Source organism: Arenimonas sp., from assembly GCF_041919775.1.
GTDB lineage: Bacteria > Pseudomonadota > Gammaproteobacteria > Xanthomonadales > Xanthomonadaceae > Arenimonas.
On record NZ_JAYRTE010000010.1, the window covers coordinates 28,354 to 52,625 of the forward strand.

Annotated in this window: 20 protein-coding genes and 2 tRNA genes; 7 read left to right on the plus strand and 15 right to left on the minus strand. The window is 71.1% G+C overall.

Annotated features, from left to right (window positions below):
* Window positions 1-2: 2 nt before the first annotated feature.
* The 3 genes from ACE3TE_RS07585 to ACE3TE_RS07595 form a co-directional block, all read right to left on the minus strand.
* Entirely contained in the window at window positions 3-773 is a 771-nt protein-coding gene (locus tag ACE3TE_RS07585; protein ID WP_374603700.1) for a hypothetical protein, read from the minus strand.
* 9 nt (window positions 774-782) lie between these two features.
* Complete coding sequence (locus ACE3TE_RS07590) at window positions 783-2,462, minus strand: von Willebrand factor type A domain-containing protein (RefSeq protein ID WP_374603702.1); 1,680 nt, start codon at window positions 2,460-2,462, stop codon at window positions 783-785.
* A 65-nt stretch (window positions 2,463-2,527) separates the two neighbouring features.
* Window positions 2,528-3,076, minus strand: a complete 549-nt coding sequence (locus ACE3TE_RS07595) for an RNA polymerase sigma factor (protein WP_374603704.1) — start codon at window positions 3,074-3,076, stop codon at window positions 2,528-2,530.
* A gap of 78 nt (window positions 3,077-3,154) precedes the next feature.
* Here ACE3TE_RS07595 and ACE3TE_RS07600 point away from each other — a divergent pair, with 78 nt between their 5' ends.
* A complete protein-coding gene (locus ACE3TE_RS07600) occupies window positions 3,155-4,612 on the plus strand; it encodes a diguanylate cyclase domain-containing protein (protein ID WP_374603707.1) in 1,458 nt (485 codons plus the stop codon).
* Here the strand turns inward: ACE3TE_RS07600 and xseA are convergent.
* On the minus strand, window positions 4,609-5,955 hold the full coding sequence (xseA, locus tag ACE3TE_RS07605) for an exodeoxyribonuclease VII large subunit (RefSeq protein WP_374603709.1): 1,347 nt from the start codon (window positions 5,953-5,955) through the stop codon (window positions 4,609-4,611). The two genes, ACE3TE_RS07600 and xseA, sit on opposite strands and share 4 nt — an antisense overlap.
* A gap of 104 nt (window positions 5,956-6,059) precedes the next feature.
* Here xseA and ACE3TE_RS07610 point away from each other — a divergent pair, with 104 nt between their 5' ends.
* The 3 genes from ACE3TE_RS07610 to ACE3TE_RS07620 are packed head-to-tail and all read left to right on the plus strand — an operon-like array spanning window position 6,060 to window position 9,702.
* Complete coding sequence (locus ACE3TE_RS07610) at window positions 6,060-7,739, plus strand: hypothetical protein (protein WP_374603711.1); 1,680 nt, start codon at window positions 6,060-6,062, stop codon at window positions 7,737-7,739.
* A complete protein-coding gene (gene ispG / locus ACE3TE_RS07615; protein WP_374603713.1) occupies window positions 7,736-8,971 on the plus strand; it encodes a flavodoxin-dependent (E)-4-hydroxy-3-methylbut-2-enyl-diphosphate synthase in 1,236 nt (411 codons plus the stop codon). The genes ACE3TE_RS07610 and ispG overlap by 4 nt, the downstream gene beginning before the upstream one ends.
* A gap of 14 nt (window positions 8,972-8,985) precedes the next feature.
* A complete protein-coding gene (locus ACE3TE_RS07620; RefSeq protein WP_374603715.1) occupies window positions 8,986-9,702 on the plus strand; it encodes a phosphatase PAP2 family protein in 717 nt (238 codons plus the stop codon).
* Here ACE3TE_RS07620 and ACE3TE_RS07625 read toward each other — a convergent pair.
* Entirely contained in the window at window positions 9,699-10,592 is an 894-nt protein-coding gene (locus ACE3TE_RS07625) for a diguanylate cyclase (RefSeq protein WP_374603717.1), read from the minus strand. The two genes, ACE3TE_RS07620 and ACE3TE_RS07625, sit on opposite strands and share 4 nt — an antisense overlap.
* Window positions 10,593-10,686: 94 nt before the next feature.
* On the opposite strand from ACE3TE_RS07625, the gene ACE3TE_RS07630 reads away from it, so the two are divergent.
* Window positions 10,687-13,452: a protein kinase gene (locus ACE3TE_RS07630; protein ID WP_374603719.1), complete on the plus strand. Its 2,766-nt coding sequence runs from the start codon at window positions 10,687-10,689 to the stop codon at window positions 13,450-13,452.
* A 6-nt stretch (window positions 13,453-13,458) separates the two neighbouring features.
* Here the strand turns inward: ACE3TE_RS07630 and ACE3TE_RS07635 are convergent, their stop codons facing one another.
* The 8 genes from ACE3TE_RS07635 to rnd all read right to left on the minus strand — a co-directional run bounded on the left by ACE3TE_RS07635 (window position 13,459) and on the right by rnd (window position 19,757).
* On the minus strand, window positions 13,459-14,331 hold the full coding sequence (locus ACE3TE_RS07635; protein WP_374603721.1) for a DMT family transporter: 873 nt from the start codon (window positions 14,329-14,331) through the stop codon (window positions 13,459-13,461).
* 47 nt (window positions 14,332-14,378) lie between these two features.
* Window positions 14,379-15,422, minus strand: a complete 1,044-nt coding sequence (murB, locus tag ACE3TE_RS07640; RefSeq protein WP_374603723.1) for a UDP-N-acetylmuramate dehydrogenase — start codon at window positions 15,420-15,422, stop codon at window positions 14,379-14,381.
* Window positions 15,419-16,453 (minus strand): quinone-dependent dihydroorotate dehydrogenase, encoded by a 1,035-nt coding sequence (locus ACE3TE_RS07645; protein ID WP_374603725.1) that lies wholly within the window; start codon window positions 16,451-16,453, stop codon window positions 15,419-15,421. Before ACE3TE_RS07645 ends, murB begins: the two co-directional genes overlap by 4 nt.
* A 12-nt stretch (window positions 16,454-16,465) precedes the next feature.
* Window positions 16,466-16,756 (minus strand): DUF4190 domain-containing protein, encoded by a 291-nt coding sequence (locus ACE3TE_RS07650; protein WP_374603727.1) that lies wholly within the window; start codon window positions 16,754-16,756, stop codon window positions 16,466-16,468.
* Window positions 16,757-16,766: 10 nt separating this feature from the next.
* Entirely contained in the window at window positions 16,767-18,299 is a 1,533-nt protein-coding gene (locus tag ACE3TE_RS07655; RefSeq protein ID WP_374603729.1) for an aldehyde dehydrogenase family protein, read from the minus strand.
* Window positions 18,300-18,340: 41 nt separating this feature from the next.
* A tRNA-Arg gene (locus ACE3TE_RS07660) sits at window positions 18,341-18,417 on the minus strand.
* 134 nt (window positions 18,418-18,551) lie between these two features.
* A tRNA-Ala gene (locus ACE3TE_RS07665) sits at window positions 18,552-18,627 on the minus strand.
* A gap of 41 nt (window positions 18,628-18,668) precedes the next feature.
* The gene (rnd, locus tag ACE3TE_RS07670; protein WP_374603731.1) at window positions 18,669-19,757 is read right to left on the minus strand and encodes a ribonuclease D; all 1,089 of its coding nucleotides are present in this window, start codon (window positions 19,755-19,757) and stop codon (window positions 18,669-18,671) included.
* Window positions 19,758-19,850: 93 nt separating this feature from the next.
* Between rnd and ACE3TE_RS07675 the strand changes: the two genes are divergently transcribed.
* Window positions 19,851-21,791, plus strand: a complete 1,941-nt coding sequence (locus tag ACE3TE_RS07675) for an SUMF1/EgtB/PvdO family nonheme iron enzyme (RefSeq protein ID WP_374603732.1) — start codon at window positions 19,851-19,853, stop codon at window positions 21,789-21,791.
* A 22-nt stretch (window positions 21,792-21,813) separates the two neighbouring features.
* Here the strand turns inward: ACE3TE_RS07675 and phaR are convergent, their stop codons facing one another.
* Together phaR and gluQRS are read right to left on the minus strand one after the other, a co-directional pair.
* A complete protein-coding gene (gene phaR / locus ACE3TE_RS07680) occupies window positions 21,814-22,305 on the minus strand; it encodes a polyhydroxyalkanoate synthesis repressor PhaR (RefSeq protein WP_374603734.1) in 492 nt (163 codons plus the stop codon).
* 87 nt (window positions 22,306-22,392) lie between these two features.
* The gene (gene gluQRS, locus ACE3TE_RS07685; protein ID WP_374603736.1) at window positions 22,393-23,277 is read right to left on the minus strand and encodes a tRNA glutamyl-Q(34) synthetase GluQRS; all 885 of its coding nucleotides are present in this window, start codon (window positions 23,275-23,277) and stop codon (window positions 22,393-22,395) included.
* 81 nt (window positions 23,278-23,358) lie between these two features.
* On the opposite strand from gluQRS, the gene htpX reads away from it, so the two are divergent.
* A complete protein-coding gene (gene htpX / locus ACE3TE_RS07690; protein WP_374603738.1) occupies window positions 23,359-24,246 on the plus strand; it encodes a protease HtpX in 888 nt (295 codons plus the stop codon).
* Window positions 24,247-24,272: the final 26 nt, after the last annotated feature.

Consider the following 24,272-nt stretch of genomic DNA (forward strand, 5'->3'; position numbering starts at 1 on the left):
GGTCACGACCGGAATGCGGCCAGGTCGGGCGGCACCATGACGTCGGGATGGGCGCGTTCGAAGCGCTGCAGGCTGGCGCGGGCGCCGGCCCGGTCGCCCTGGCGGACGCGCTCGCGGATGCGTTCGAGCCAGTCGTCGGCGCCGAGGCGCGCGTCCTCGTCCACCGGCGGCAGCACGTCGTCCTGGCTGAAGGCAGCAGGTGGTGCGGCGCCGGCGGCATCGGCGGCTTCCTGCACGGGCGTGCCGCGGGCTTCAGATGGGCTCGCCTGGGCGCGAGCGCGCTCGGCGGCTGCAGAGCTTTCCAGTGAACGGGCTTCATCAGCCAGCGAGCGCGCAGCGGCGGCTTCGGCTTCGCGAATCGGCTCGGGAGCGACCGCGCGTGGCGGAGCCCGGGGAACCGGGGGAGCCGGGGGGGCAGCCGGGGGCGGGGGCGGCGGTGATGCCGGCAAGCGCCGGGCCGGGGATTCCTGCGGCTTGGCCTGCGGGGCCGGCGCGTCGGCCGTCACGCCCTCCGGCTGGGCGTCGTGCGAGGGCTGCAGCTGCAGGCCGATGCCCACGGCCAGCACCGCGGCGGCGGCCGTGCCCAGCGCCCAGCCGGGCAGGCCACGGCGCCGGTGGGTTTGCGAGGGTGCGGTGGCGTTGCGGGCCGCCGCGAGGATGGCGGCGTCCACCGGCGGCGAAGGCTCGTTGCCCGGCAGGGCGCGAAGGACCCGGGCCAGGGCGACTTCATCGTCCTGGAGCGGGTCCTTGCGCGGGTCCTGCGGGTGGTTCATGCCGATCGTTCAATCCTGGCTGATGGAGGGCGTGGGGTCGCGTCCGGGCGCCAGCGAGCGCGCCTGCGCCACCAGCTGCAGGAACTCGCCGCGATACCCCCAGGGGTCGTCGCCGCGGGCGCCGCGGGCCAGGACTTCGACCTGGTCCCAGCTGAAGCCCGCCATGTTACGCCCCCCGCGCAGCAGGTCGGCGTAGGCGGCGACCGCCGCCGCGAAGCGCAGGCTTTCGCCGGCCTGCCGGCGCAGGTCCTGGCGGCGGATCGGCTGTTCGACCAGCACGCTTTGCGACTGGCCGGGTTGCTTGTAGCGCAGCTTCAGGAAAGCGATCTCGCCGCTGCCGGCGGCCGGCGAGGCGGGCGCGGCATAACGCAGGGCGTCGCTCGATTCGCAGCCCATGCCGACCAGGCACAGTTCGTAAAGCGCGGTGACGTCGTGCCCGGCGCCGATCTCGCCGGCGTCGACCTGGTCGTTGTTGAAGTCCTCGCGCTCCAGCTGGCGGTTTTCGTAGCCGATGAGGCGATATTCGGCGACCTGTGCGGGATTGAATTCGACCTGGATCTTCACGTCGCTGGCGATGGTCAGCAGCGTTGAGCCCATTTCCTCGACCAGCACCTTGCGGCCTTCCATCAGGTTGTCGATGTAGGCGTGGTTGCCGTCGCCGACGTCGGCCAGTTTTTCCGCCAGCGCGTCGTTGTAGTTGCCCTGTCCGAAGCCCAGGGTGGTGAGTGCGACGCCGGCCTTGCGGCCCGCCTCGACCTTGGTTTCCAGCGCGCGCGGGTCGAAGATGCCGACGTTGAAATCACCGTCGGTGGCCAGGATCACCCGGTTGACGCCGCCTTCGACGAAACCCTGCCGGGCCATCGCATAGGCCAGGTCGATGCCTTCGCCGCCGTTGGTCGAGCCGCCGGCCTCGAGCTGGCCCAGCGCGGCCAGGATCTCGCCGTGGCGGTCGCCCGGGGTCGGCGGCAGCACCAGGCCGGCGCTGCCGGCATACACCACGATCGACACCCGGTCCTGCGCGCGCAGGCGCGGCACCAGCTGCCGGAAACTTTCCTTGAGCAGGGGCAGCTTGTCGGGCGAGTTCATCGAACCGGAGGTGTCGATCAGGAACACCAGGTTGCTGGCCGGGATCTGCTCGCGCGCCACCTCGTACCCCTTCAGGCCCACCTGCATCAGCACGCGCTTGCCGTCCCACGGCGCTGGCGCAAGTTCCGTGCTGACGCGGAAGGGCTGGCGGCGGTCGGTGGGCGCGGGATAGCCGTAGTCGAAGTAATTGATCATCTCCTCGACCCGCACCGCGTCGCGTGGCGGCAGCCTGCCCTGGGCCAGCATGCGCCGAACGTTGCTGTAGCTGCCGGTGTCGACGTCGATCGAGAAGGTCGAGACCGGCTGCTCGGCGGTGCGCCGGATGCCGTTGTCCTCGAAGGCGGCGTAGTTTTCGGTGTTGCGCTCGACCGGGGGCCGCGGCATCGGCATGTAGGCCACCGGCGGCGCTGCCGGTGCGGCGGCGACCGGCGGGGCCATCATCCGGCTGCCGGTGACTTGAACGGACTCGAGCGTTGCGCGCTCGCTTTGCTCCTCGCGGGCTTTTTCCCGGGCGTCCGCGGCGTGACTGGCGCCGTCGTCGGCGCGGTGGGCGCAGCCGGCGGCGATGGCGAGGGCGAGGGCGGTGACGGCGATCTGGCGCATGGGGTGGCTCCGGTTGGTTAGGGCGAGGTTTCCAACGGGCGGGTGGACGGAACGGGGTTGCACGCTCATGGCCGCAGCCTCGTGCGCAGCTTGTCCATGGCGTAACGCAGGCGGGATTTGACGGTTTCCCGGCCGACGCCGGTGATTTCCCCGATCTCCTCCAGGCTCAGCTCCTGCTCGAGCCTGAGCAGCAGGACTTCGCGCTGGTCCGGCGGCAGTTCCTCGAGCGCCAGCTGCAGGCGACGGCGTTCCTCGAAGGCCGAAAGCCGGCGCTCGGGCGTGTCCGGATCGGGCAGGCGTTCGGCCAGTTCACGGGCGTCGCCCGGCGCATCGGGGCGGTGCGATTTGGCGCGCCAGTGGTCGGTCAGGCGGTTGTGCGCGACCTGGTACAGCCAGGTGCTGAACTTCGCCTCGGGCCGGTAGCGCTCGCGGGCCGCGATGACCCGCTGCCAGACATCCTGGAACAGTTCCTCGGCCAGGCTGGCGTCGCGGAGCTGGCGCTGCAGGTGCCGGAACAGCCCAAGCCGGTGGCGCGCGTAGAGGATTTCGAACGCGCCGGCGTCACCGGCACCGAAGGCCAGCATCAGTTCCTCGTCGGTGGGCTCGCCCTGCATGGCCTGAGGGTACGGTCTTTCCCGGAGCGGGTGAAGCGCGTCCGGACGGGTTCATGGCCGGCGTTGTACATTGCCGTGATGGCTGCCCGGGAAACCAATTCCGACAAATTCCTTGCCGACGGTGCCGGGCCGGCCGGCAGCTGGCTGCGGCCGGGAAGGCCCCTTTTCGTGGGGCTGGTGGTGCTGGCTCTGGGCATGTATTTCAGCATCAGCACGGCGCGGCTCGAGCGCGAGCGCTACCTGAGCGAGCGCCAGTCGGGGGTGCAGCGCGACCTCTCCGACTTCCGCGCCCAGCTCGAAACCCAGGTTTATGCCCATGTCGGGCTGGTGCGTGGCCTGGCGGTGCAGGTGGTTCGCCAGGAGGGCATTTCCGACGCCGAGTTCAAGGCCATCGCCGCCGAACTGATGCGTGGCCAGCCGCAGATCCTCAACCTGAGCATGGCCCCGGGTTTCGTCGTTTCCGCGGTCCACCCCGAGCAGGGCAACGAAGCCGCGATTGGCCTTGACCTGCTGGCCGACCCGGTGCAGAAGCACGCGACCCTGCGCGCGATCCGCGAGGACGGCCCGCTGCTGGCCGGGCCTTTCGACCTGCGGCAGGGGGGCCGGGCACTGGCGATCCGCATCCCGCTGTGGGTGGAACGCGAAGGCGTGCCGCGGCTGTGGGGTGCGGTCAGCCTGGTGCTCGACCACGAACAGGTGATGCGCGACGCCGGCATCCTCGCGCTGGAGAAGGACCTGCGCCTGAGCATCGTCGGCCGCGACGCCGCCGGGCCGGGCGGCGACATCATCCGCGGGGCGCGCCTCCCGGCTTCGGCCGATGCCGTGCGGGTGCCGGCCTTCCTGCCCGGCGGCAGCTGGCTCATTTCCGCTGTACCGCAGGAAGGCTGGGACGCGCGCGCCTGGTGGCAGATGCCGGGCTTTCCGATCCGCCTGGGCCTGAGCCTGCTGGCGGCGCTGGCGACCACGCGCATCCTGCACGACCGCCAGCGCATCCGGCGCCTGGCCGGCCGCGACGCCCTGACCAACCTGCCCAACCGTCGCCTGGCCCTGCACAACCTGGGCCGGATGATCGCGCGCGGACGCCGGGGCGACACCCGCTTCGCGCTGCTCAGCTTCGACCTGGACGGCTTCAAGCCGGTCAACGACACCTATGGCCACGCCGCCGGCGACCTGCTGCTGGCGGAAATCGGCAGCAGGCTCAGCGATTCGGTGCGTCCCGGCGACCTGGTGGCGCGCATGGGCGGCGACGAATTCCTGGTGATCGTGGCGATCCAGAACGGCGACGACGAGGCCTGGCTGCGTTCGGTGGCGGCCCGCGTCCAGGCGGCGATAAGCCGCCCGGTGGCGATCGACGGGCATTGGGTGGTGGTCGGCGCCAGCATCGGCATCGCCCGTTTTCCGGAGGACGGCGATGATTCCGAGAGCCTGCTCAGGCGCGCGGACGAGGCGATGTACCGGGCCAAACACGGGCGGGCGTCCGGCGTCGAGTTCGCCGGGGCGCCGTTGCCGGGGCAGGCCCCGGCCACCGGCGATTAGTCGCGGCGGCGCTGCACCGTCAGGTCGAGATGGCCGTCGGCGAGCCGGGCGCGGACCTGCTCACCCTCGCGGGCGTCGCTGGCCCGGCGCAGTACCTGGCCGTCCTGGTCGAAGACGATGGCGTAACCGCGGCCCAGGGTGGCCAGCGGGCTGACGCTTTCGAGCGCCCTTGCCAGTCCGCGCAGCTGCAGCCGGCGTGGTTCGACCAGTCGCGCGGGCAGGGCCCCCAGCGCCCGCTCGAGCAGGGCCAGGCGGTGCCGGTGGGCTTCCAGGCGGCGCCGTGGGTGGGCCTGGTCCAGGCGTCGCAGCAGGCGCGAAAGGCGCTCGCTGCGGCGGGCCGTCGGCGCCTGCCAGGCCTGGCCAAGGCGATGGCGCAGCGCATCGAGCCGGTTGCGGCCACGTTCGAGCCGCAGCTGCGGGCGCAGGGCCTGCAGCTTCAGGAAGGCCTGGTCGACGCGCTGGGCCTGCGCGCCCAGGACGCGGGCGAGCAGGGCATCAAAGCGCTGCCGGTCGCGGCGCAGGCGCCCGGCCAGCTCGCCCCGGTCGGGCACCAGCAGCTCGGCGGCGGCCGAAGGCGTCGGCGCGCGCAGGTCAGCCGCGAAGTCGGCCAGGCTGACGTCCACTTCATGGCCGATCGCGGCCACCACCGGCACCGGCGAGGCGACGATGGCGCGGGCCAGGGCTTCGTCGTTGAAGGCCCACAGGTCTTCCAGCGAACCGCCGCCGCGGGTGAGCAGGATCAGGTCGTAACGACCGCTACGCCCGGCCCGCTGCAGCATGTCCAGGATCTGCGCGGCGGCGTCGTCGCCCTGCACGGGCACCGGCAGCACCTCGACCTCGAGCAGCGGGAATCGCCGCCCCAGCACGCTGAGCACGTCGCGGACCGCCGCGCCGCGCGGCGAAGTGATCACCGCCAGCCGGCGGGTGAAGGCGGGCAGGGCACGTTTGCGGGCGGTGTCGAACAAGCCTTCGGCGGCCAGCCGGGCCTTGAGCTCCTCGAAGGCCCGGCGCAGGGCGCCTTCACCGGCTTCTTCCAGGTGCTCGAGCACCAGCTGGTAGTCGCCGCGCGCTTCATAAAGCGTAAGCCGGCCCCGGGCCAGCACCAGCATGCCGTCGCGCGGGGCGAAGCGCAGGCGCGCGGCGTTGGACCGGAACAGGGCGCAGCGGACCTGGGCGCGGGCGTCCTTGAGCGTGAAATAGGCGTGTCCCGAGGCCGGTCGTGAGAAGTTGCTGATCTCGCCCTCGACCCAGACCTGCGGGAAGCTGCCTTCGAGCAGGTCACGCGCCAGCGCATTGAGCTGGGACGGACGCAGGACCTGGCGTTCGCGGGCTAGGCTGGACATGGCTCGGACCGGGGACGGCCCCACAGGATACCCGCTGCCGTTGAACCGGGGGGTGGGGCCGGCCCGCGGCCCGGTCTAAACTGTGCGCGCCACGAGGAATCCGAATGAGCGAAAGCTACCGCCGCCTGTGCCAGGACCTGCCGCCCGCTGCCGGCGGCGCCGTGCGTTTCCCGGCCGACCCCAAGAAGGTGAAGGCCTGGGTTGCGGGCCTGCCCCGCGCCAACCCGCAGGCCGCCGAACAGGAGATCGCCCGGGCGCTGGATGGCCTGGCCGCCCAGCGGCTCGAGGGCGGACAGCGTTTTGCCGCGCTCGAGGAACTGCGCGCGACCACCCTCGAAGCCATCATTCTGCTCGAGCGCGGGTTTTCCGGCAGCTCCCTGCCGCTGCCCCCGGACAAGGCGAGGGCCGCCGCCGCCGCCGGCAAGTTCCACCTCGATCTGGCCGTGGGCTACCGGCAGGCGGTCTGCGAGCTCTGCGCGCCGTCCGGCAGCGTGCCTTTCCTGCGCGGGGGCAGCGTGCTGGCCGCGCTCGAACGTTCGGCCTGGCATTACGTCCGCGCACTGGCCATGGCCTGGCGGGTGTATCGCCCGGCGCCGGCCGGCGCCTGGCAGGGGCTGCACCGCCTGCACCGGTTTGCCGGCTCGCTCAAGCTCGAGCGCAAGCCGGTGGACGACAAGGCCGCGGGCGGCGCCCAGGACGTGCACACGCTCTACCTGCAGGCGCTGCTGATGGCCTCGGTGAATCCCTATGCGTTCGCGCAGGCCGAGCAGGACACGCTGTGGCCGGCGACCCGCGGTTATGCCGCGCGCTGTGCGCTGGTCGGCACCCAGCCGGAGGGCATCGCGCCGGTGGTCCCCGAGGACGCAGACCTGGGTCCCGGCGGTGCCGCCCGCGATGAAGCCCATTCCACCTGGCTCGACCTGGCGCCTTTCGCCGCCGACGTCGATCGCGCCCTCGAGCGCATCCGCGACGGCCAGGGCCAGCTGGCGCCGACGCCGGGACTGGCGGTGCCGGTGGGCAACGACCTGCTGATCCGCCTGCGCCGCGCCTTCGGGCAGATGGCCGCGCGCGGCCTCGTGCGCCTGCCGGCCGGGCATTCGCTGGACACCGTGCTCGGACTCAGCGGGCTGCACTACCTGCTGGCCGGCCAGCGTGATTTCGACACCTTCATGCGCCAGTCGGCCCAGGGCACGGTGCACGTGATCGCCGGTGCCGCCTGGACCCAGGGCAGCGCCAGCATGACCCGCGTGCCGCGTTTCACCGCACGCGTGCTCGACCAGAGCCTGGGCGGCTACCGCATGGCCTGGGACAGCGCCGAACAGGCCCGCGCCAAGGTCGGCGAGCTGGTCGGCCTGGGCTTCGGCGAGGACGGCGAGGATCCCGACTGGATGGTCGGCGTGATGCGCTGGCTGCGCTACGAGGCCGACGGCAGCCTGTCCGCCGGCGTCGAGCTGCTGTCTCGACGTTCAAGCCCGGTCGCCCTGCGCGTGGTCAGCGCCGACGGCGGCAGCCGGCAGATGCAGCGCGCGGTCGAGGTGTTTCCGATCGACGGCACGCCGGGCCGCTGTTTCGTCTGCAGTGCATCCATCGAATCGGGCAGCCGGGTCGAGGTGATCCACGACGCCGCCAGCCACATCCCCGACGTGGGCGTGCGCGGCCCGGACCTGCTCGAGGACGTCGAAGTTCTGCTCAACGCCGGCGACTACGTCCTGCTGGGCGAACGCCTGGCCGCGGAGCCCGGCGACAGCGAATCGCGCCAGGCGCGGGAGGGCGAGCCGGCATGAGCGAGGCGAAGGCGATGCCGCGGCGCGAAACCCGCGCCGTGGCGGTGGGCCAGGTGCGCATCGGCGGCGGTGCCCCGGTCGTGGTGCAGTCGATGACCAACACCGATACCGCCGACGTGAACGCGACGGTGAAGCAGGTTGCCGAACTCTGGCGCGCCGGCTCCGAGCTGGTGCGGGTGACGGTCAACAACCCCGAGTCCGCCGCCGCGGTGCCGCGCATCCGCGACAAGCTGGCGATGATGAACGTGCCGGTGCCGATCGTCGGTGACTTCCACTACAACGGCGACCGCCTGCTGGCCGCCGAACCCGCCTGCGCCGAGGCGCTGGCGAAGTACCGCATCAACCCGGGCAACGTCGGCTTCGGCAAGAAGCGCGACACCCAGTTCGCGGCGATCGTCGAGAAGGCCATCGAATACCGCAAGCCGGTGCGCATCGGCGTCAACTGGGGTTCGCTCGACCAGTCGCTGGCCGCGCGCCTGATGGACGAAAACGCCGCCCGTGCCGAACCCTGGGACGCCGCCCGCGTGCTGCGCGAAGCGCTGGTGGTGTCGGCGCTGGAATCGGCCGACCGCGCCGTCGAAATCGGCCTGGCGCGCGAATCCATCGTGCTCTCGGCCAAGGTCAGCGGCGTGCAGGAGCTGATCGCGGTCTATCGCGACCTGGCCGCACGCTCCGACTTCCCGCTGCACCTGGGCCTGACCGAAGCCGGCATGGGCAGCAAGGGCATTGTCGCCTCCGCGGCGGCGCTGGCGGTGCTGATGCAGGAAGGCATCGGCGACACCATCCGCATTTCCCTCACGCCCGAACCCGGCGCGGCGCGCACCCTGGAAGTGCAGGTGGCGCAGGAGCTGCTGCAGACGATGGGCCTGCGCGCGTTTACGCCGCTGGTCACCGCCTGCCCGGGCTGCGGCCGCACCACCAGCGAGTTTTTCCAGGTGCTGGCGCAGAAGGTCCAGGAACACGTGCGCGGGCAGATGCCGGTCTGGAAGCTCAAGTACCCGGGCGTCGAGAACCTGTCGCTGGCGGTGATGGGCTGCGTGGTCAACGGCCCGGGCGAATCGCGCCACGCCGACATCGGCATCTCGCTGCCGGGAACCGGCGAGGCGCCGTCGGCGCCGGTGTTCATCGACGGCGAGAAGGCCATGACCCTGCGCGGCGAGAACATCGCCGACGAGTTCGTCGGCGTCATCGACCAGTACGTGGCGCGGCGCTACGGCGGGGAAAGCGCCTGATCCGGCGCGAGCGCGTGCTGCACCACTGGGGCCGCCTGCTGGCCCATGCGCCCGCGCTCTGGCGCGGCACCCGTCGCCTGGTGCAGCGCCGCTGGCGCCGGCTGCTGCTGGCCTTCCTCGGCATCGCGCTGCCGCTGTCGGCCTTTTCCGAACTGGCGGAGGAAATCCACGAAGCCGACCCGCTGGGTTTCGACGAACCCCTACTGCGCTGGGCCGAAGCCAGTGCGTCGCCGTCCCTCGACCAGGCCATGCTGCTGGCCAGCCAGCTCGGCTACACCTGGGGCGTGGTGCCGCTGGCGGTGCTGGTGTTCGGTGGCCTGCTGCTGGCCGGCCGGATCCGGCGCGCGGTGTATTTCGGCCTGGCCGTGGGCGGCTCGGCGCTTCTGAACCTGGTGGCCAAGGCGGTGTTCGTGCGCGACCGCCCGGCGCTTTGGCTGTCGATCGCGCCCGAACACAGCTACAGCTTTCCCAGCGGCCACGCGATGGGCGCGATGAGCCTGGCCGCCGCCATCGTGCTGCTGCTGTGGTTCACGCGCTGGCGCTGGCCGGCGCTGCTGCTGGGCGCCGCGTTCACGGTGTGGGTGGGCGGCTCGAGGATCTACCTGGGCGTGCACTATCCGTCGGACATCCTCGCGGGTTGGACCGCGGCCCTGGCCTGGGTGTCGGCGGTCTACCTGCTGGTGCGGCCGAACCATCGCGGGCCGCGACCGGCTGCGCCGGCTGAAAGCTAGGGCTCGACGCAAACCCGGTTGCGACCCAGGTCCTTGGCCCGGTAGAGCGCGGCGTCGGCGGCCTGCATCAGCGGGCTGCGCTCGTCCCGCCCCGGGGCGAGGCTGGCGATGCCGATGCTGATCGTCAGCCGCTGCGGCTGGCCGCCAAGCACGAAGGGCGTTTCGGCGACGGCCTCGCGCAGGCGTTCGGCGAAGCTCCTGGCGGACTCGATGTCCGTTTCCGGAAGCATCACCGCGAACTCCTCGCCGCCGATGCGCGCCGCGATGTCCTCGCCGCGCACGAAGCCGCGCACGATGCCGGCCAGCTGGCGCAGCACGCCGTCGCCGGCGATGTGTCCGTACTGGTCGTTGACCGGCTTGAACAGGTCGACGTCGATGATGCACATCACCAGCGGGCGCCCGTGCCGGGTCGCGCGGGCGATCTCGCGGTCGACCGATTCGACGAAATGCCGGCGGTTGTAAAGCTCGGTGAGCGCATCGCGCGTCGCCAGCTGGTAGACCTCCTGGTGGTAGCGGGCCTCGACGCTGGAGTGGCTGATGAACTTCAGGATGCACTCGCCCAGCGTGATGTGGTCGCCATCGGCCAGCTCGACCTGGGTCACCGCCTTGTCGTTCACGCGGGTGCGGTTGGTGGCGCCCATGTCCGCGATGTAATACGTGTCGCCGTCGCGCCAGATCCGGCAGTGCCAGCGCGATACCGAATTGTGCGGGATGTGCAGGTCCGATTCCGGCGAGCGGCCGATGACCACCGGCGCCTCGCCCAGGTCGGCGCGCCGGCCAAGGCCTTCGCCGTGGATGACAACCACGCAGGCCGAACGCGGGGCCGGGCGTGCCGGGCCGTCGCTCAGCAGGGTGCGCTGGGTCGTGCAGATCTTCTCGGTCTGGCGCATGGGAGTCAGGCGGAAGGGCTGCCGCCGAGTTTAGCCGTTTGCCGGGGGCCATGTTCGACTGGGCTAAACTGCGCTGGCTTGAGGGGGAGGGCGCATGGGCGGGAGCACGGACGACGATCTGGCGGCGACCGAAGGGCTGCCGACGCGGGCGGGACCGGGCGGGCCGGCGGCGGACGGGGCGGCGCTGGCGCCGGGCTCGCTGCTTGGGCGCTACCGGGTGGAAGAGCTGCTCGGCCGCGGCGGCATGGGCGAGGTCTACCGGGCCGGCCAGCTCGAGCCGGTGCGCCGCACCGTCGCGATCAAGCTGCTGCACGCCCGCCGGCTCGACGCGCGCCTGCTGGCCTACTTCGAGGTCGAGCGCCAGATGCTGGCGCAGATGAAGCACCCGGCGATCGCCCAGGTCTACGACGCCGGCGCGACGTCCGAAGGCTACCCGTACTTCGTGATGGAGTTCATCGAGGGCAGCCCGCTCACCAGCTTCTGCGAGGATCGCCGCCTGCCGCTGCGCGAGCGGATCGAGCTTTTCATCCGTGTTTGCGAAGGCGTGCAGCACGCCCACCAGAAGGGCGTGATCCACCGGGACCTCAAGCCGGGCAACATCCTGGTGACCGAGGTCGACGGCCGGCCGCTGCCGAAGATCATCGATTTCGGCATCGCCACCGCGGCCCGCCGCTCGCTGGTGGTGGGCGAGCGCGCCGGCGAACTGGAACGGGCCGGCACGCCCGACTACATGAGCCCCGAACAGGCCGGGCTGGAAGGCGTCGAGGTCGACACCCGCTCCGACGTGTATTCACTGGGCGTGCTGTTGTACGAGCTGCTCGCCGGCCGCCGGCCCGGCGTCGGCGACGACACCGCCGGGGCGCAGCACACCGCCGACACCACGGTGCGGCCGCCTTCCGCGCAGATCGAAACCCTGGCGCCCGGCAATTCCGCCGCGCGGGCCAGCCAGCTGGGCCTGAGCCGGCCGCGGCTGCGCAAGGTGCTGCGCTCGGAGCTCGATTGGGTCGTGCTCAAGGCCATGCGCCACGACCGCGCCGACCGCTACAGTTCGGCCGCCGAACTGGCGCAGGAGCTGCGGCGTTTCCTGGATGACCTGCCGCTGCAGGCGGTGCCGCCGCGCCGGCGCTACGTGCTGGGCAAGTACCTGCGCCGCAACCGCCTGGCCTTCGCCGCCGCGGCCGCAGTCTCCGTCGCGGTGCTGGCGGGCCTGGGCCTTTCGCTTTACGGCCTGCAGCAGGCGCGCGAACAGCGCACCTTGGCGCAGCAGCGCAGTGCCGACCTCGAGCGCGTGGCTGCTTTCCAGCAGGCCATGCTCGAAGACATAGATATCGAAGCCATGGGCGTGGAGCTGGCGGGTGGCCTGCGTGAGCAGCTGATCGCCGCCGAGCCTTCGCGCGCCGGCGACGTCGGGCGCATGCTCGCCCAGGCCAGTCCTACCGACCTGGCGCGGCGCCTGCTGGCTAACCAGCTGCTGGCCGGCGCCGAAAGGGCGATAGACCGCGACTTCGCCGGCCAGCCGCTGCTGGCGGCGGACCTGCGCGAGTCGGTCGGCGACATCTATGCCGCGCTGGCGCTTCACGCCGAAGCGGAGCAGGCCTTCCAGGCCGTGGCGGACCGTCGCGAAGCCGGGCTTGGCGCCCGCGACCCGAAGACCCTGGATGCGCGCCGCAAGCAGCTGGCCTCGCAGGCCAACCGCGGCGACCTGGCCGGGGCGCTGGCCGCGCTCGAGGCGCTGGCGCCGGCGCTGGCCGGCATGGATCCCGCGGCCGAGCTGCCTGTCCAGCTCGAACTCAACATCGCCGGCACGATGGCGAGCCTGGGCCGCCTGCAGGAGGCGCGCGAGCGCCAGCAGGCGCTCTACGACCGGCTGCTGGCGGCGCGGGGCGCGGACGACCCGCAATCGATGTCCGTGCTCAACAACCTGGCCATCAGCCACGCCCGCACCGGCGACCAGCCGCGTGCCCGGAGCATCCTGGAAGACCTGTATCCGCGCCGCGCGCGCCTGCTGGGCGCCGAGCACGACGACACGCTGGCGACGATGGCCAACCTTGCGATCCTGCGGGTGATGTCCGGCGACATCGACGCCGCGCTGTCGCTGCAGCGCGAACTGGCCGAGGTGCATGCGCGCAAGCTGGGCCGTGAACACCCCTCCACGCTCGACCAGCGCAGCAACCTGGCGAACATGATCAACGACCTGGCCGGTCGCGAGGACGATCCTGCGCTGCGCGCCGAGGCGATCGCGGTCACCCGCGAGGTGCTGGAGGCGCGCGCCAGGGTGCTGGGGCCGGACTCCCGCGACGTGTTGCGCTCGCGCCTGAACCTCTCGGCGATGCTGGCCCGGGACGAGCAGTACGACGAGGCGCTGGCGCTCGAGCGCGAGGTCATCGGGGGGCGCCGTGCGCTGCTGGGTCCGGAACACCCGGACACGCTGTTCGTCGAGGTCAACCACCTGGGCACGCTGCTCAAGGCCGGTCGTGAAGACCTGTCGCTGGCGGGGTTGCCGGCGCTCAAGCCACGCGTGCTGGCCGTGCTTGGGGAGAAACATCCGCAGACCCACGCGCTGTTCAGGGTCGAAGCCGAGCTGCTGGCCGGGCTGGGCCGGCACGAGGCGGCCCGGAACGCCTACGCGGAAAGCTACCGGATGCGCCGCGAGGCGCTGGGCGAGAGACACCCGGAGACCTACGTGGCGGCCTGGCACCTGGCGGAGGCCGAGCGCAGTGCCGGCAACGCCGCCGCCGCGGAGGCCCTGCACGCCGCGGTCATCGCGCCGCTTCTGGCCACGCCCGAACAGGAACTCGACCCGGGCCAGCGCAGCGCGGCCACCCGCATCCGCCGGGCCATGGCCGGCGAGGACGACTGAGCGGGCTCAGCGCGGCGCCGGAGTTTCCGGATTGATTTCCGGGTCGGTCACCGCCTGCCGGGCCAGCCTGGCCTCGCGACGGGCGATGTAGACGTTCGAGCCGAAGATGATCGCCGCGCCGGCGATCGTCCAGCGGTCCAGGGTCTCGCCGAACAGCCACCAGCCGAAGGCGCCGACGACGACGATCTGCAGGAAGCTGATCGGCGTCAGCATCGAGGCGTCGCCCAGGCGCAGCGCGCGGGTCCAGAACATGTGCGCGATGCTGCCCAGCGATCCGGCCAGCACGATCCACAGCCAGGTGATGCCCACCGGCGTTTCCCAGACCATCAGCGCCGGCAGCAGCGACATCGGGATCCACAGCAGGGTCGTCCAGATGACGATGGCGTCGGGGTGTTCGGTGCGCGAGAGGAACTTGATGCTGATCGCGGCGCTGGCGCTGGCCACAGCCGCCAGCACGGCCACCAGGCTGGCCGCGGTGAAGGATTGGCCGAAGGGCTGCACGATCAGCATCACGCCCAGGAAGCCGACGATCACCGCCGTCCACCGGCGCGCCCGCACCACTTCGCCCAACACCAGCACGGCGGCGATGGTGACGAACAGCGGCGTCGAATACGACAGCGCGATCGCCTGCGCCAGCGGCAGGTTAACGATCGCCCAGAATCCGGCCAGCATGGACACCATGCCGATCGCGCAGCGTCCGAGGTAGAAACCCAGCTTGTCGGTGCGCAGCAGCGACGGACCGTGCCGGAACAGGATCGGCAGCAGGATCACGAAGCCGAAGAAGTTGCGGAAGAAGGCGATCTCGAACGGATGCAGCTGCGCCGAGGCCAGTCGGATGCAGACCGCCATCAGCCCGAACAGCACGGTCGACAGCGCCATCAGTCCGACGGCGCGGCCTACCTGGGAAGCCGGGGCGGCCGTGGTGTTCACCCCGCGTCGAAGCGGGCGCCGATGATGCGCGGCTCGGGTTCCAGCGCCACGCCGAAGCGTTCGCGCACCGACGCGGCGATGCGCCGCGCCAGGTCCAGCAGCTGCTGGCCGCTGGCCTTGCCGTGGTTCACCAGCACGAGCGCGTGCTGTTCGGCGACGCCGGCGTCGCCTTCGCGTTTGCCCTTCCAGCCGCAGGCCTCGATCAGCCAGGCGGCGGAGAGCTTGCGGCCGCCGTCGGGGCCGGGGAACACGGGCAGGGCGGGGTGGTCAGCCTTCAGCGCATCGGCAGTGGCCGCGTCCACCACCGGGTTCTTGAAGAAGCTGCCGGCATTGCCCAGCAGCGCCGGGTTGGGCAGCTTGCGGGTGCGGATGCGGCTGATCGCCTCGGCCACGTGCACGGCCCGCGGGGTGTCGACGCCCATGGCCGCGAGTTCCTCGCGCACGCCGGCGTAGTCGAGCCGCAGCTCGCGCTGGCGCGGCAGGCGCAGTTCCAGGGCGGTCACCACCCAGCGGTCGGCTTCGCGCTTGAACAGGCTGTCGCGGTAGCCGAAGCCGCAGTCGGCTGCCGGCAGTCGCTTGACCTGCCCGGTGTCGCGCTGGAAGGCCTCGACCGCTTCGACGAACTCACCGACCTCGACGCCGTAAGCGCCGATGTTCTGGATCGGCGCGGCGCCGACGGTGCCGGGAATCAGGGCCATGTTTTCCAGGCCGCACAGGCCGCGCGCCAGCGTCCAGGCGACCAGGTCGTTCCAGTTCATGCCGGCTTCGGCGCGCACCACCGCGCTGTCGCCGTCGTCGCGAACGATCGAGGCGCCGGCCATGGTCAGGCAGATCGCGACGCCCGGGAAATCACCGACGAAAAGCAGGTTGCTGCCTTCGCCGAGCACCAGCACCGGGCCTTCGCGCAGCATGGCGAATTCGAACAGTTCGCCCAGCGCGTCGGCGCGCGAGACGTCGGCCATCATCGCCGCGCGCGCAGGTACGCGGAAGGTGTTGCGGCCGGCCAGCGAAACATTGTCGGCCAGCTGGTAGCCGGTCACGCAACGCCCTCGCGGCGACGCCGGATCGACTGCACGCACTCGGCGATCAGTTCGGGCCCGCGATAGACCAGGCCGGTGTAGAACTGCACCATCAGCGCGCCGGCGGTGATCTTGCCGGCGGCGTCGGCACCGCTGAGGATGCCGCCGACGCCGATGATCGGAATCGAATCGTCCAGGCGCCCGCGCAGGCGACGCAGGACCGCGGTGGACTTGCCGTACAGCGGTGCGCCCGAGAGGCCGCCGGCCTCGTGGGCCAGCCTGTGGTTTTGCACGGGCAAGCGGTCGAGCGTGGTGTTGGTGGCGATGACGCCGTCCACCTTCATGTCGCTGAGCACGCGCGCGCAGGCGTCGACGTCGTCGTCGGACAGGTCGGGCGCCACCTTCACGAGCATCGGGACCCGCTTGCCGTGCCGGGCGCCGAATTTTTCCTGGGCCTCGCGCAGTTCGCCGACCAGGCGGCGCAGCTGCTGTTCTTCCTGCAGCTCGCGCAGCCCGGCGGTATTGGGCGAGGAAATGTTGATGGTGACGTAGTCGGCCAGCGGATAGACCCGTTCGAGGCAGTACAGGTAATCGTCCGCCGCGTCCTCGTTGTGGGTGTCCTTGTTCTTTCCGATGTTGATGCCCAGCAGGCCGTGGCGCCGGCGGGCGCGCGAGACGTTCTTCACCAGCGCGTCCACGCCCAGGTTGTTGAAGCCCAGGCGGTTGATGACGGCGTTGTGCTCAGGCAGGCGGAACATGCGCGGCCGCGGGTTGCCCTCCTGCGGACGCGGCGTGGTGGTGCCGACTTCGACGAAACCGAAGCCCAGCGCCAGCAGGGCATCGACATGGGCGCCGTCCTTGTCCAGCCCGGCGGCGCAGCCCACCGGATTGGGGAACACCAGCCCGAAGGCCTTGGTTGGCAGCGGTTTCGGCCGGGCCGCCAGCAGTGGGCTGGTGCCCGTGCGGTAGGCGGCCTCGATGGCACGCAGGCCCACGTCGTGGGCCCGTTCCGCGTCAAGGTGGAACAGGAAGGGTCGTGCCAGCGAGTACATGGAGCCGTCCCGTCAGAGCTGGCCGCTCAGGCCGAGCACGGCCGCCAGCCCGCCGAAGAACAGCACGATGGCCAGCACCGCGGCCACCGCGAGCGCGATCGTGATCCAGCCCAGCACGAGGCCGGCGATGGCCAGGCCGTCGCCCTCGAGCTGGCCATTGGATTGCCGGATCTCCGAACGGGCCATGTGGCCCGTGATGATGGCAACCAGGCTCCCCAGCAGCGGCAGGAAGGTCCAGCCCAGCAATCCGCAGACGAGGCTGGTGATCGCGAGGGCGCTGGTCTGGCGGGGAACCATGTTCATGGGCTTGGCCTCAGAGGTCGAACTTGATGCCCTGTGCGAGCGGCAGCGCGTCGGAGTAGTTGATGGTGTTGGTCTGGCGGCGCATGTAGACCTTCCACGCGTCGGAGCCGGATTCGCGGCCACCGCCGGTTTCCTTCTCGCCGCCGAAGGCGCCGCCGATCTCGGCGCCGGAGGTGCCGATGTTGACGTTGGCGATGCCGCAGTCCGAACCCCAGGCCGCCAGGAACTTCTCGGCCGCCTTCAGGTTCTGGGTGAAGATCGCCGACGACAGGCCCTGGGGCACGTCGTTCTGCATGGCGATGGCCTCGTCCAGGTCGGCGTAGGGCATGACGTAGAGGATCGGCGCGAAGGTTTCGTGCTGCACGATCTCGTCGCTGTTCTTCAGGCCGGTGATGATGGTCGGCAGCACGAAGTTGCCCGGGCGGTCGATCGCGGCACCGCCGGTTTCGACCTTGCCGCCGGCGGCCTGCGCCTTCTTAACCGCATCCAGGTAGGCCTGCACGCCGTCCTTGCTGTTGAGCGGGCCCATCAGGTTGGCCGGGTCGGTCGGGTCACCGATCTTCTTCTCGACCTGCTTGTAGCCGGCAACGAGCTTGGCCAGCACGTCGTCGAAGATCGATTCGTGGATGAAGACGCGGCGCGTGGTGGTGCAGCGCTGGCCGGCGGTGCCGACGGCGCCGAACACGATGGCCGGGATCGCCAGCTTCAGGTCGGCGCTGGCGTCGACGATCATGGCGTTGTTTCCGCCCAGTTCGAGCAGGCTGCGGCCCATGCGGCGCGCGACGCGCTCGCCGACGTGGCGACCGACCTTGGTCGAGCCGGTGAAGCTGATCAGCGGGATGCGCTTGTCGTCGACGAAGGCCTGGGCCAGGTCGGTGCCGCCGTCGTTGAACAGGAAGAAGATGTCCGGGAAGCCGCCCTTGCGCAGCGCTTCGTTGCAGATCTTCATCGAGGCGATCGCCGACAGCGGGGTCTTGGGCGAGGGCTTCCAGATGCAGATGTCGCCGCAGACGCCGGCGACGAAGGCATTCCAGGCCCACACGGCGACCGGGAAGTTGAAGGCCGAGATGATCCCGACGATGCCCAGCGGGTGGTACTGCTCGTACATGCGGTGGCCCGGGCGCTCGGAGTGCATGGTCAGGCCGTAGAGCTGGCGCGACAGGCCGACGGCGAATTCGCCGATGTCGATCATTTCCTGGACTTCGCCGTCGCCCTCGGGCTTGGACTTGCCCATTTCCAGCGCGACCAGCGAACCCAGCGCGTCCTTGTGCGTGCGCAGCGCGTCGGCGCACAGGCGGATGGCTTCGCCACGGCGCGGCGCCGGCGTGGTGCGCCAGACCTTGAACGCCGCCTGGGCGCGCTCGAGGATGGTGTCGTAATCGGCCTGCGAGGACGCGTAGACCTTGCCCAGCACCTCACCATTGCCCGGGTTCACCGGTTCGATGACGCCGGCATCGCGGGTCTGCGACCACTCGCCGTGGCCGAGATAGGTGCCGGATTCCTGGGCGGTCAGGCCGAGGGAGGTGAGGACTGCATGGGTCATTGTTTGCTCCAAGTACTGGGGCCGCAGCGCGGCCTTGGGAATGGCGACCCCGACACGATTCGAACGTGTGACCTTCCCCTTAGGAGGGGGATGCTCTATCCAGCTGAGCTACGGGGCCTTGCGGCCCGCCGGGGCGGGCCTGCGGATTAACCCCGGGATTGTCTCACGGGCGGGCGGGCGGGGGCCAACGCGGGGACGGGACGCGGGGACAAAAAGAAAGGGCCGGACATGGTCCGGCCCTTTCAGGAATCGTGGTGGAGAGGATGGGGATCGAACCCACGACCTCATCGATGCGAACGATGCGCTCTCCCAGCTGAGCTACCCCCCCACGGAAGGTCGGGAAATTATAGAGGCATGTGGCGGCGAAGGCTAGCCGTCGGCCAGCAGGGGTCCCAGCGCCGGTTCCAGCAGCTTGCGGCGCCAGCCCTCCAGGGCCGTCGGCCAGCCCCGGCCGGCGAGCAGTGCCTCCAGATGCTTGCGCGAACACAGGAGTCCTTCGGGAAGCCCGTGCTCCGCCGCCACTGCGGCGACGGCCTGTTGCAGGGCCTTGATGCGGGCCTTGTCCAGGCTGTCGCCCACGGCCAGCGGCAGCTCAAGTTCGCCGGCTTCGAGCGGGGCCGACAGCGTTTCCCAGAGTTCGCCGCGCGCCTTGCGCGGGGCCTTCGGGTGTCGGTCGAGCGTGGCGTGGAACTCCGACAGGCTGCGCGGCGGTCGCCGCGACAGTGCCACGGCCAGTTCATTGTCGAGCACCCAGGACTTGGGTTTGTCGCTGCGTCGCGCCTGCCCGTCGCGCCAGCGAAGCAGCCGGACCAGGCGCGCCTGGCCTTCCGCGTCCAGGCTCTGGGCGCTGCGAACGGCCAGGTGCGGCCAGGGCTCGTCCGAGTCGTCGGCGGCGCCTGCCAGGGCGCGTGCGGCGTCCTGCTGCAGCCAGTCGTGGCGGTTTCGCAGCGCCAGCTCGCGGTCGAGGAAGGCATGCAGGGCGTGCACGTGACGCACGTCATCCGCGGCGTATTCCTTCTGCGCATCGCTGAGCGGTCGACGCAGCCAGTCGGAGCGGGTTTCGCCCTTGGCCAGCTGCACGCCGGTCACCTGTTCCACCAGCTTCTGGTAGCCCAGGCCGGCGCCCAGGCCGCACATCGCGGCCGCCACCTGGGTGTCGAACAGAGGCGCGGGCAGGGCCGCGCAGCCGCGCTGCAGCGCCTGCAGGTCTTCGCTGGCGCTGTGCATCACCTTGGTGACCGCCGGATCCACCAGCAGCGGCCGCAGCGCCGCGTCCATGCCCGGCACCAGCGGGTCCACCAGCAGGATCTCGCCCGGGACGGCCAGCTGCACCAGGGCCAGCTGCGGGTAGTAGGTGCGTTCACGGATGAATTCGGTGTCCAGCGCCACCAGGGGCTGGCCTGCCCAGCGGGCGAGGCGGTCGGACAGGTCGTCGGGGCGGTCGATCCAGGAAGTCACGGGGGTCCATTTGGTTGCCAGGAGCCGGCACCTTAGCCTAAGTTCGGCTCGCCAGACCGAACCGAGGCCCCGGGGCGCAAGCGCCCGACCACGATGAGCAAGCACCTCAAAATCCTGCCGGTCGGGCTGCTGGCCGCCCTGCTGGCGGCGGCCTGCGGCGGCTCGCCGGAGCCGGGCGAAGCGGAGACCGGCGGCCAAGTTGCGCCGGTGACGGTGGACCCCGAGGACCTCGAGCGCGACGTCGTGCTGGCGCCGCGTGCGGAAGAGGCGCCGGTGCCCGCCTGGTCCCCGCGGATCGAGCCGGTGCCGCCGGGCGGCATCCGCAAGGCGCTGGCGGCCGCTGAAGACGCCGAGGAAGAAGGCCGGCTCTTCCTGGACACGCCCCCCGACTCCGTGGCCGTGACCGCGGTGTCCGCCGACGCTTCGGAACCGGTGGAGGATCCCGACGGGAATGCCGAACCCGAACCGGAACCGGCCGCCCTCGAACTCCTGCTCGGCGTGCTTGCCACCGAAGGCGACAACGCCGCCGCCCTGGCGGGCGTCGAGCGCATCCTGGCCGAACTGCAGCGGCGCGGCCGAATCGCGCTGTCGGAAGGCCGGTTCACCGATGCCGAGCAGGTCGAACGCGTCGCGGCCCGGGCCCAGCCGCAGCATCCGGACCTGGCCACCTACCGCGAAGCGCTGGCCGCTGCACGCCGGGCGCAGGAAGCCGTGCGCCTGGCCGAGGCGCGCGCCACCGCCAACCGCATCTTCAAGCCCGAAGGCGAGGGTGCGGTCGCGGCGTATCGCGAAGCGCTGCGCGCCTATCCGGACTACCTGCCCGCCAGCGACGGCCTGGCGCGACTGCAGGCCCGCCACCTGGACCGGGCGCTGGCCGCGGCGCAGAAGGGGGATTACCTCGCGTCCGAACGCCTGCAGGCCGAAGCCGGGCGCATCGTGCCCGATTCACCGGCGCTGCAGGACATGATCGTGCGCATCGTCGAGCTGCGGCAGGCGCGCACCGAGACCCTGCTGGCCCAGGGGCACGCGGCGGTGGACGCGCTCGACCTCGAACTCGCCGCACGCCGCCTGGCCGAGGCCGAACAGGTCTCGCTGCAGGCCCAGGGCCTGGACGGCCTGCGTGAACGCATCGAACTGGCCCGGCACTATGGCCATTTCCGCCCCGGCCAGGTTTTCCGCGAGCCCCTGGCGGCCGGCGGCGAGGCGCCGGAGATGATCGTGCTGGCCCATGGCAGCTTCCGGATGGGCTCGCCGGAAGACGAGGCGGGCCGATTCGACAACGAGGGACCGCAGCACGAAGTCGCGTTCGAGCGGGGCTTCGCGATCGCGCGCAATGAAACCACGGTGGCCGAGTTCCGCGCCTTCGTCGAAGCCAGCGGCCATCGTTCGCTGGCCTCGCGCCGCGGCCGTTCCACCGTCTACGACGAAAAGGGCGGGGTGATGGGCGAGCACGGCCGCGTCGACTGGCGCCGTGATTACGCCGGCGCGCCGGCGGATCCGACGCTGCCGGTGGTGCATGTCTCCTTCGACGACGCCCAGGCCTACGCGGCGTGGCTGTCGGCGCAGACCGGCCAGCGCTACCGGCTGCCCAGCGAAGCGGAGTTCGAATACGCGCTGCGCGCCGGCCGCGACGAAGCCTGGCCCTGGGGCAACGGCGCTCCGACCCGCGTGGTCGGCAACCTCACCGGCGACGGCGACGAGTCCCGGCTCAAGCGCCGCTGGGCCAATGCCATTCCCGGCTACAGCGACGGCTCCTGGGGGCCGGCGCCGGTGCGCAGCTATCCGGCGGAGGCCTTCGGTACCTACGACCTGGTCGGCAACGTCAGCGAATGGGTGCTCGACTGCTGGCACGACAGCTACCGGCGCGCACCGCGCGACGGCACGGCCTGGGTAAATCCCGGCTGCAGCGACCGGGTGATCCGCGGCGCGTCCTGGGCGAGTTCGCTTGATCGCGCGCGTTCGGCCTACCGCCAGTCCACGCCGGCCGACACCACCAATGCGCGACTTGGTTTCCGGGTGGTGCGCGAGCTCTAGCCTGCGTCCGGCGGGGCGGTGTTCAACGCGTACGCGGCTTGGTGCCGCGCGGCGTCTTTCGCGTCGGTGTGCTGCCGGTGCCCGAGCCCAGGCCCTGCTGGAACGAGCGCCAGAGGTCGAGGTTGCGTTCGGCCAGCTGGTTGAGAAGCGCCCAGGGCGCCTGGCCGACCAGGTTGCCGATCTGGCCGCGGATGTTCTGCTGCTGTTCCAGGAAGAACTGCAGGCTGCGCTCGAGGAAGTTGCCGAGGTGGCCCTGCATCGAATCACCGCGGAAGCGGATGACCTGGGTCAGGAGTTCGGTGGTGAAGATCGGCTGCCCGTGTTCCTCGTGTTCGGCGATGATCTGCATCAGCACCGGCCGGGTGATGTCGTTGCCGCTGCGTGCGTCGCGCACCACGAAAGCCTCGCCGTCGACGATCAGCTGGCGCACGTCTTCGAGCGTGACGTAGCTGGAGATCTCGGTGTCGTACAGGCGGCGGTTCGGGTACTTCTTGATGATGCGGACATGCGACATGCAGGGCACCGGAAGATCGCGACGACGGGCGGGTTCCGGAGCATCCCGCAGGCTTGGGCGTGATGCAAGCCGGCGGTGCGGCCTTCACTAGCCCTGCACGGCGGCGCGGTTGCCTTCAGGCGTAATGCGTCGGGCATCGAAGCTACGCAGGGCCGCTTCCAGCAGCCGCGCCGGCGGTCCGGATGCAGGCAGGCAGCGCGCCTCCTGGCCCAGGAAGCCCCAGGCGGCGCGCAGCGCCGGCGTCGGGTCGGCGTCGTCAACCGGGAGGGACGCCAGCGACTTGCCGAGCTTGCGGCCATCGGCGTCGCGAACCAGCGGCAGGTGCGCATAGGTCGGCGTTGGCAGCCCGAGGCGCCGCTGAAGGTGGATCTGCCGCGGAGTGGAGTCGAGCAGGTCGGCGCCGCGCACGATGTCGGTGATGCCCTGGGCGGCGTCGTCCACCACCACCGCCAGCTGGTAGGCCCAGTAGCCGTCGGCGCGCCGCAGCACCACGTCGCCGACGTCCCGGCCCAGGTCCTGGGTGAATTCGCCCTGGATGCGGTCGTGGAAGGCCAGCCGGCCTTCCGGAACGCGCAGCCGGATCGCCGGCTCGCGGCCAGGGCGCGGTCCGCCGAGGCAGCGGCGGTGCACGCCGCCGGCGGCTTCGAGTTCACTACGGCTGCAGTGGCAGGCGAAGGCATCGCCCGAGGCCAGCAGGGTGTCGAGCGCCGCGGCATAGGCTTCGCCGCGCGCGGACTGGAACCAGGGCGCCTCGTCCGGCACCAGGCCGAACGCGGCGAGGGTTGCGAGCTGTCGTCCGGCGGCGCCCGGAACTTCACGCGGCGGGTCGAGGTCTTCGATGCGGACCAGCCAACGGCCCCCGGCCTGGCGCGCGAACAGCCAGCTGCCCAGGGCCGCCACCAGCGAGCCGAAATGCAGCGGCCCGGTCGGCGAGGGGGCGAAGCGGCCGCGATAGGCGGGGTTGGTGGTCATCACCACTTGAATTTAACCATCACTGCGTACATTTAACCCCAGAACGGCGGCGCGGCCGCCACCCCCACGAGAGAAGCCCCCATGTTCAAGCGCGTCGCCCTGTTCCTTGCCACCAACCTCGCGGTGCTGGTCCTGCTGGGCATCGTGATGAGCGTGCTGCAGAACGTCTTCGGCATCAGCCTGGGCAACAACGGCGCCCTGCTGGTCTTCGCCGCCGTGTTCGGGTTCGGCGGCGCGTTCATTTCGCTGGCCATCTCAAAGTGGATGGCCAAGCGCACCACGGGCCTGCACCTGATCACCGAGCCGCGCAACGAAGGCGAGGCCTGGCTGCTGGCCACCGTGAAGCGGCAGGCGCAGGCCGCCGGCATCGCGATGCCGGAAGTGGGCATTTACGACGCACCCGAGATCAACGCCTTCGCCACCGGCCCGAGCCGCAACAATTCGCTGGTGGCGGTGTCCACCGGCCTGCTGCGGGCGATGAGCCGCGACGAGGCCGAGGCCGTGCTGGCCCACGAGGTCAGCCATGTCGCCAACGGCGACATGGTCACGATGGCGCTGATCCAGGGCGTGCTCAACACCTTCGTGATCTTCCTGTCGCGCATCGTCGGCCGGGTCATCGACGCCGCGCTCAGCGGCAACCGCGACGGCGGCACCGGGCCGTTCTACTTCATCACGGTGATCGTGCTGGACATCATCTTCGGCATGCTCGCCTCGGTGGTCGCGATGTGGTTCAGCCGCTGGCGCGAGTTCCGCGCCGACGAAGGCGGTGCCCGCCTGGCCGGCCGCGAGAAGATGATCGCGGCGCTCGAGCGCCTGTCGCAGACCTACGGCGAATCCACGCTGCCCAAGGAAGTGCGCGCCTTCGGCATTTCAGGAGCCGTCGGCCACGGCCTGCGCAAGCTGTTCATGACCCACCCGCCGCTGGCAGAGCGCATCAAGGCCCTTCGCGACATGCCGGCTACGCTGTAGCCGGCGGCGTCGCCCCGGGCGCGGGG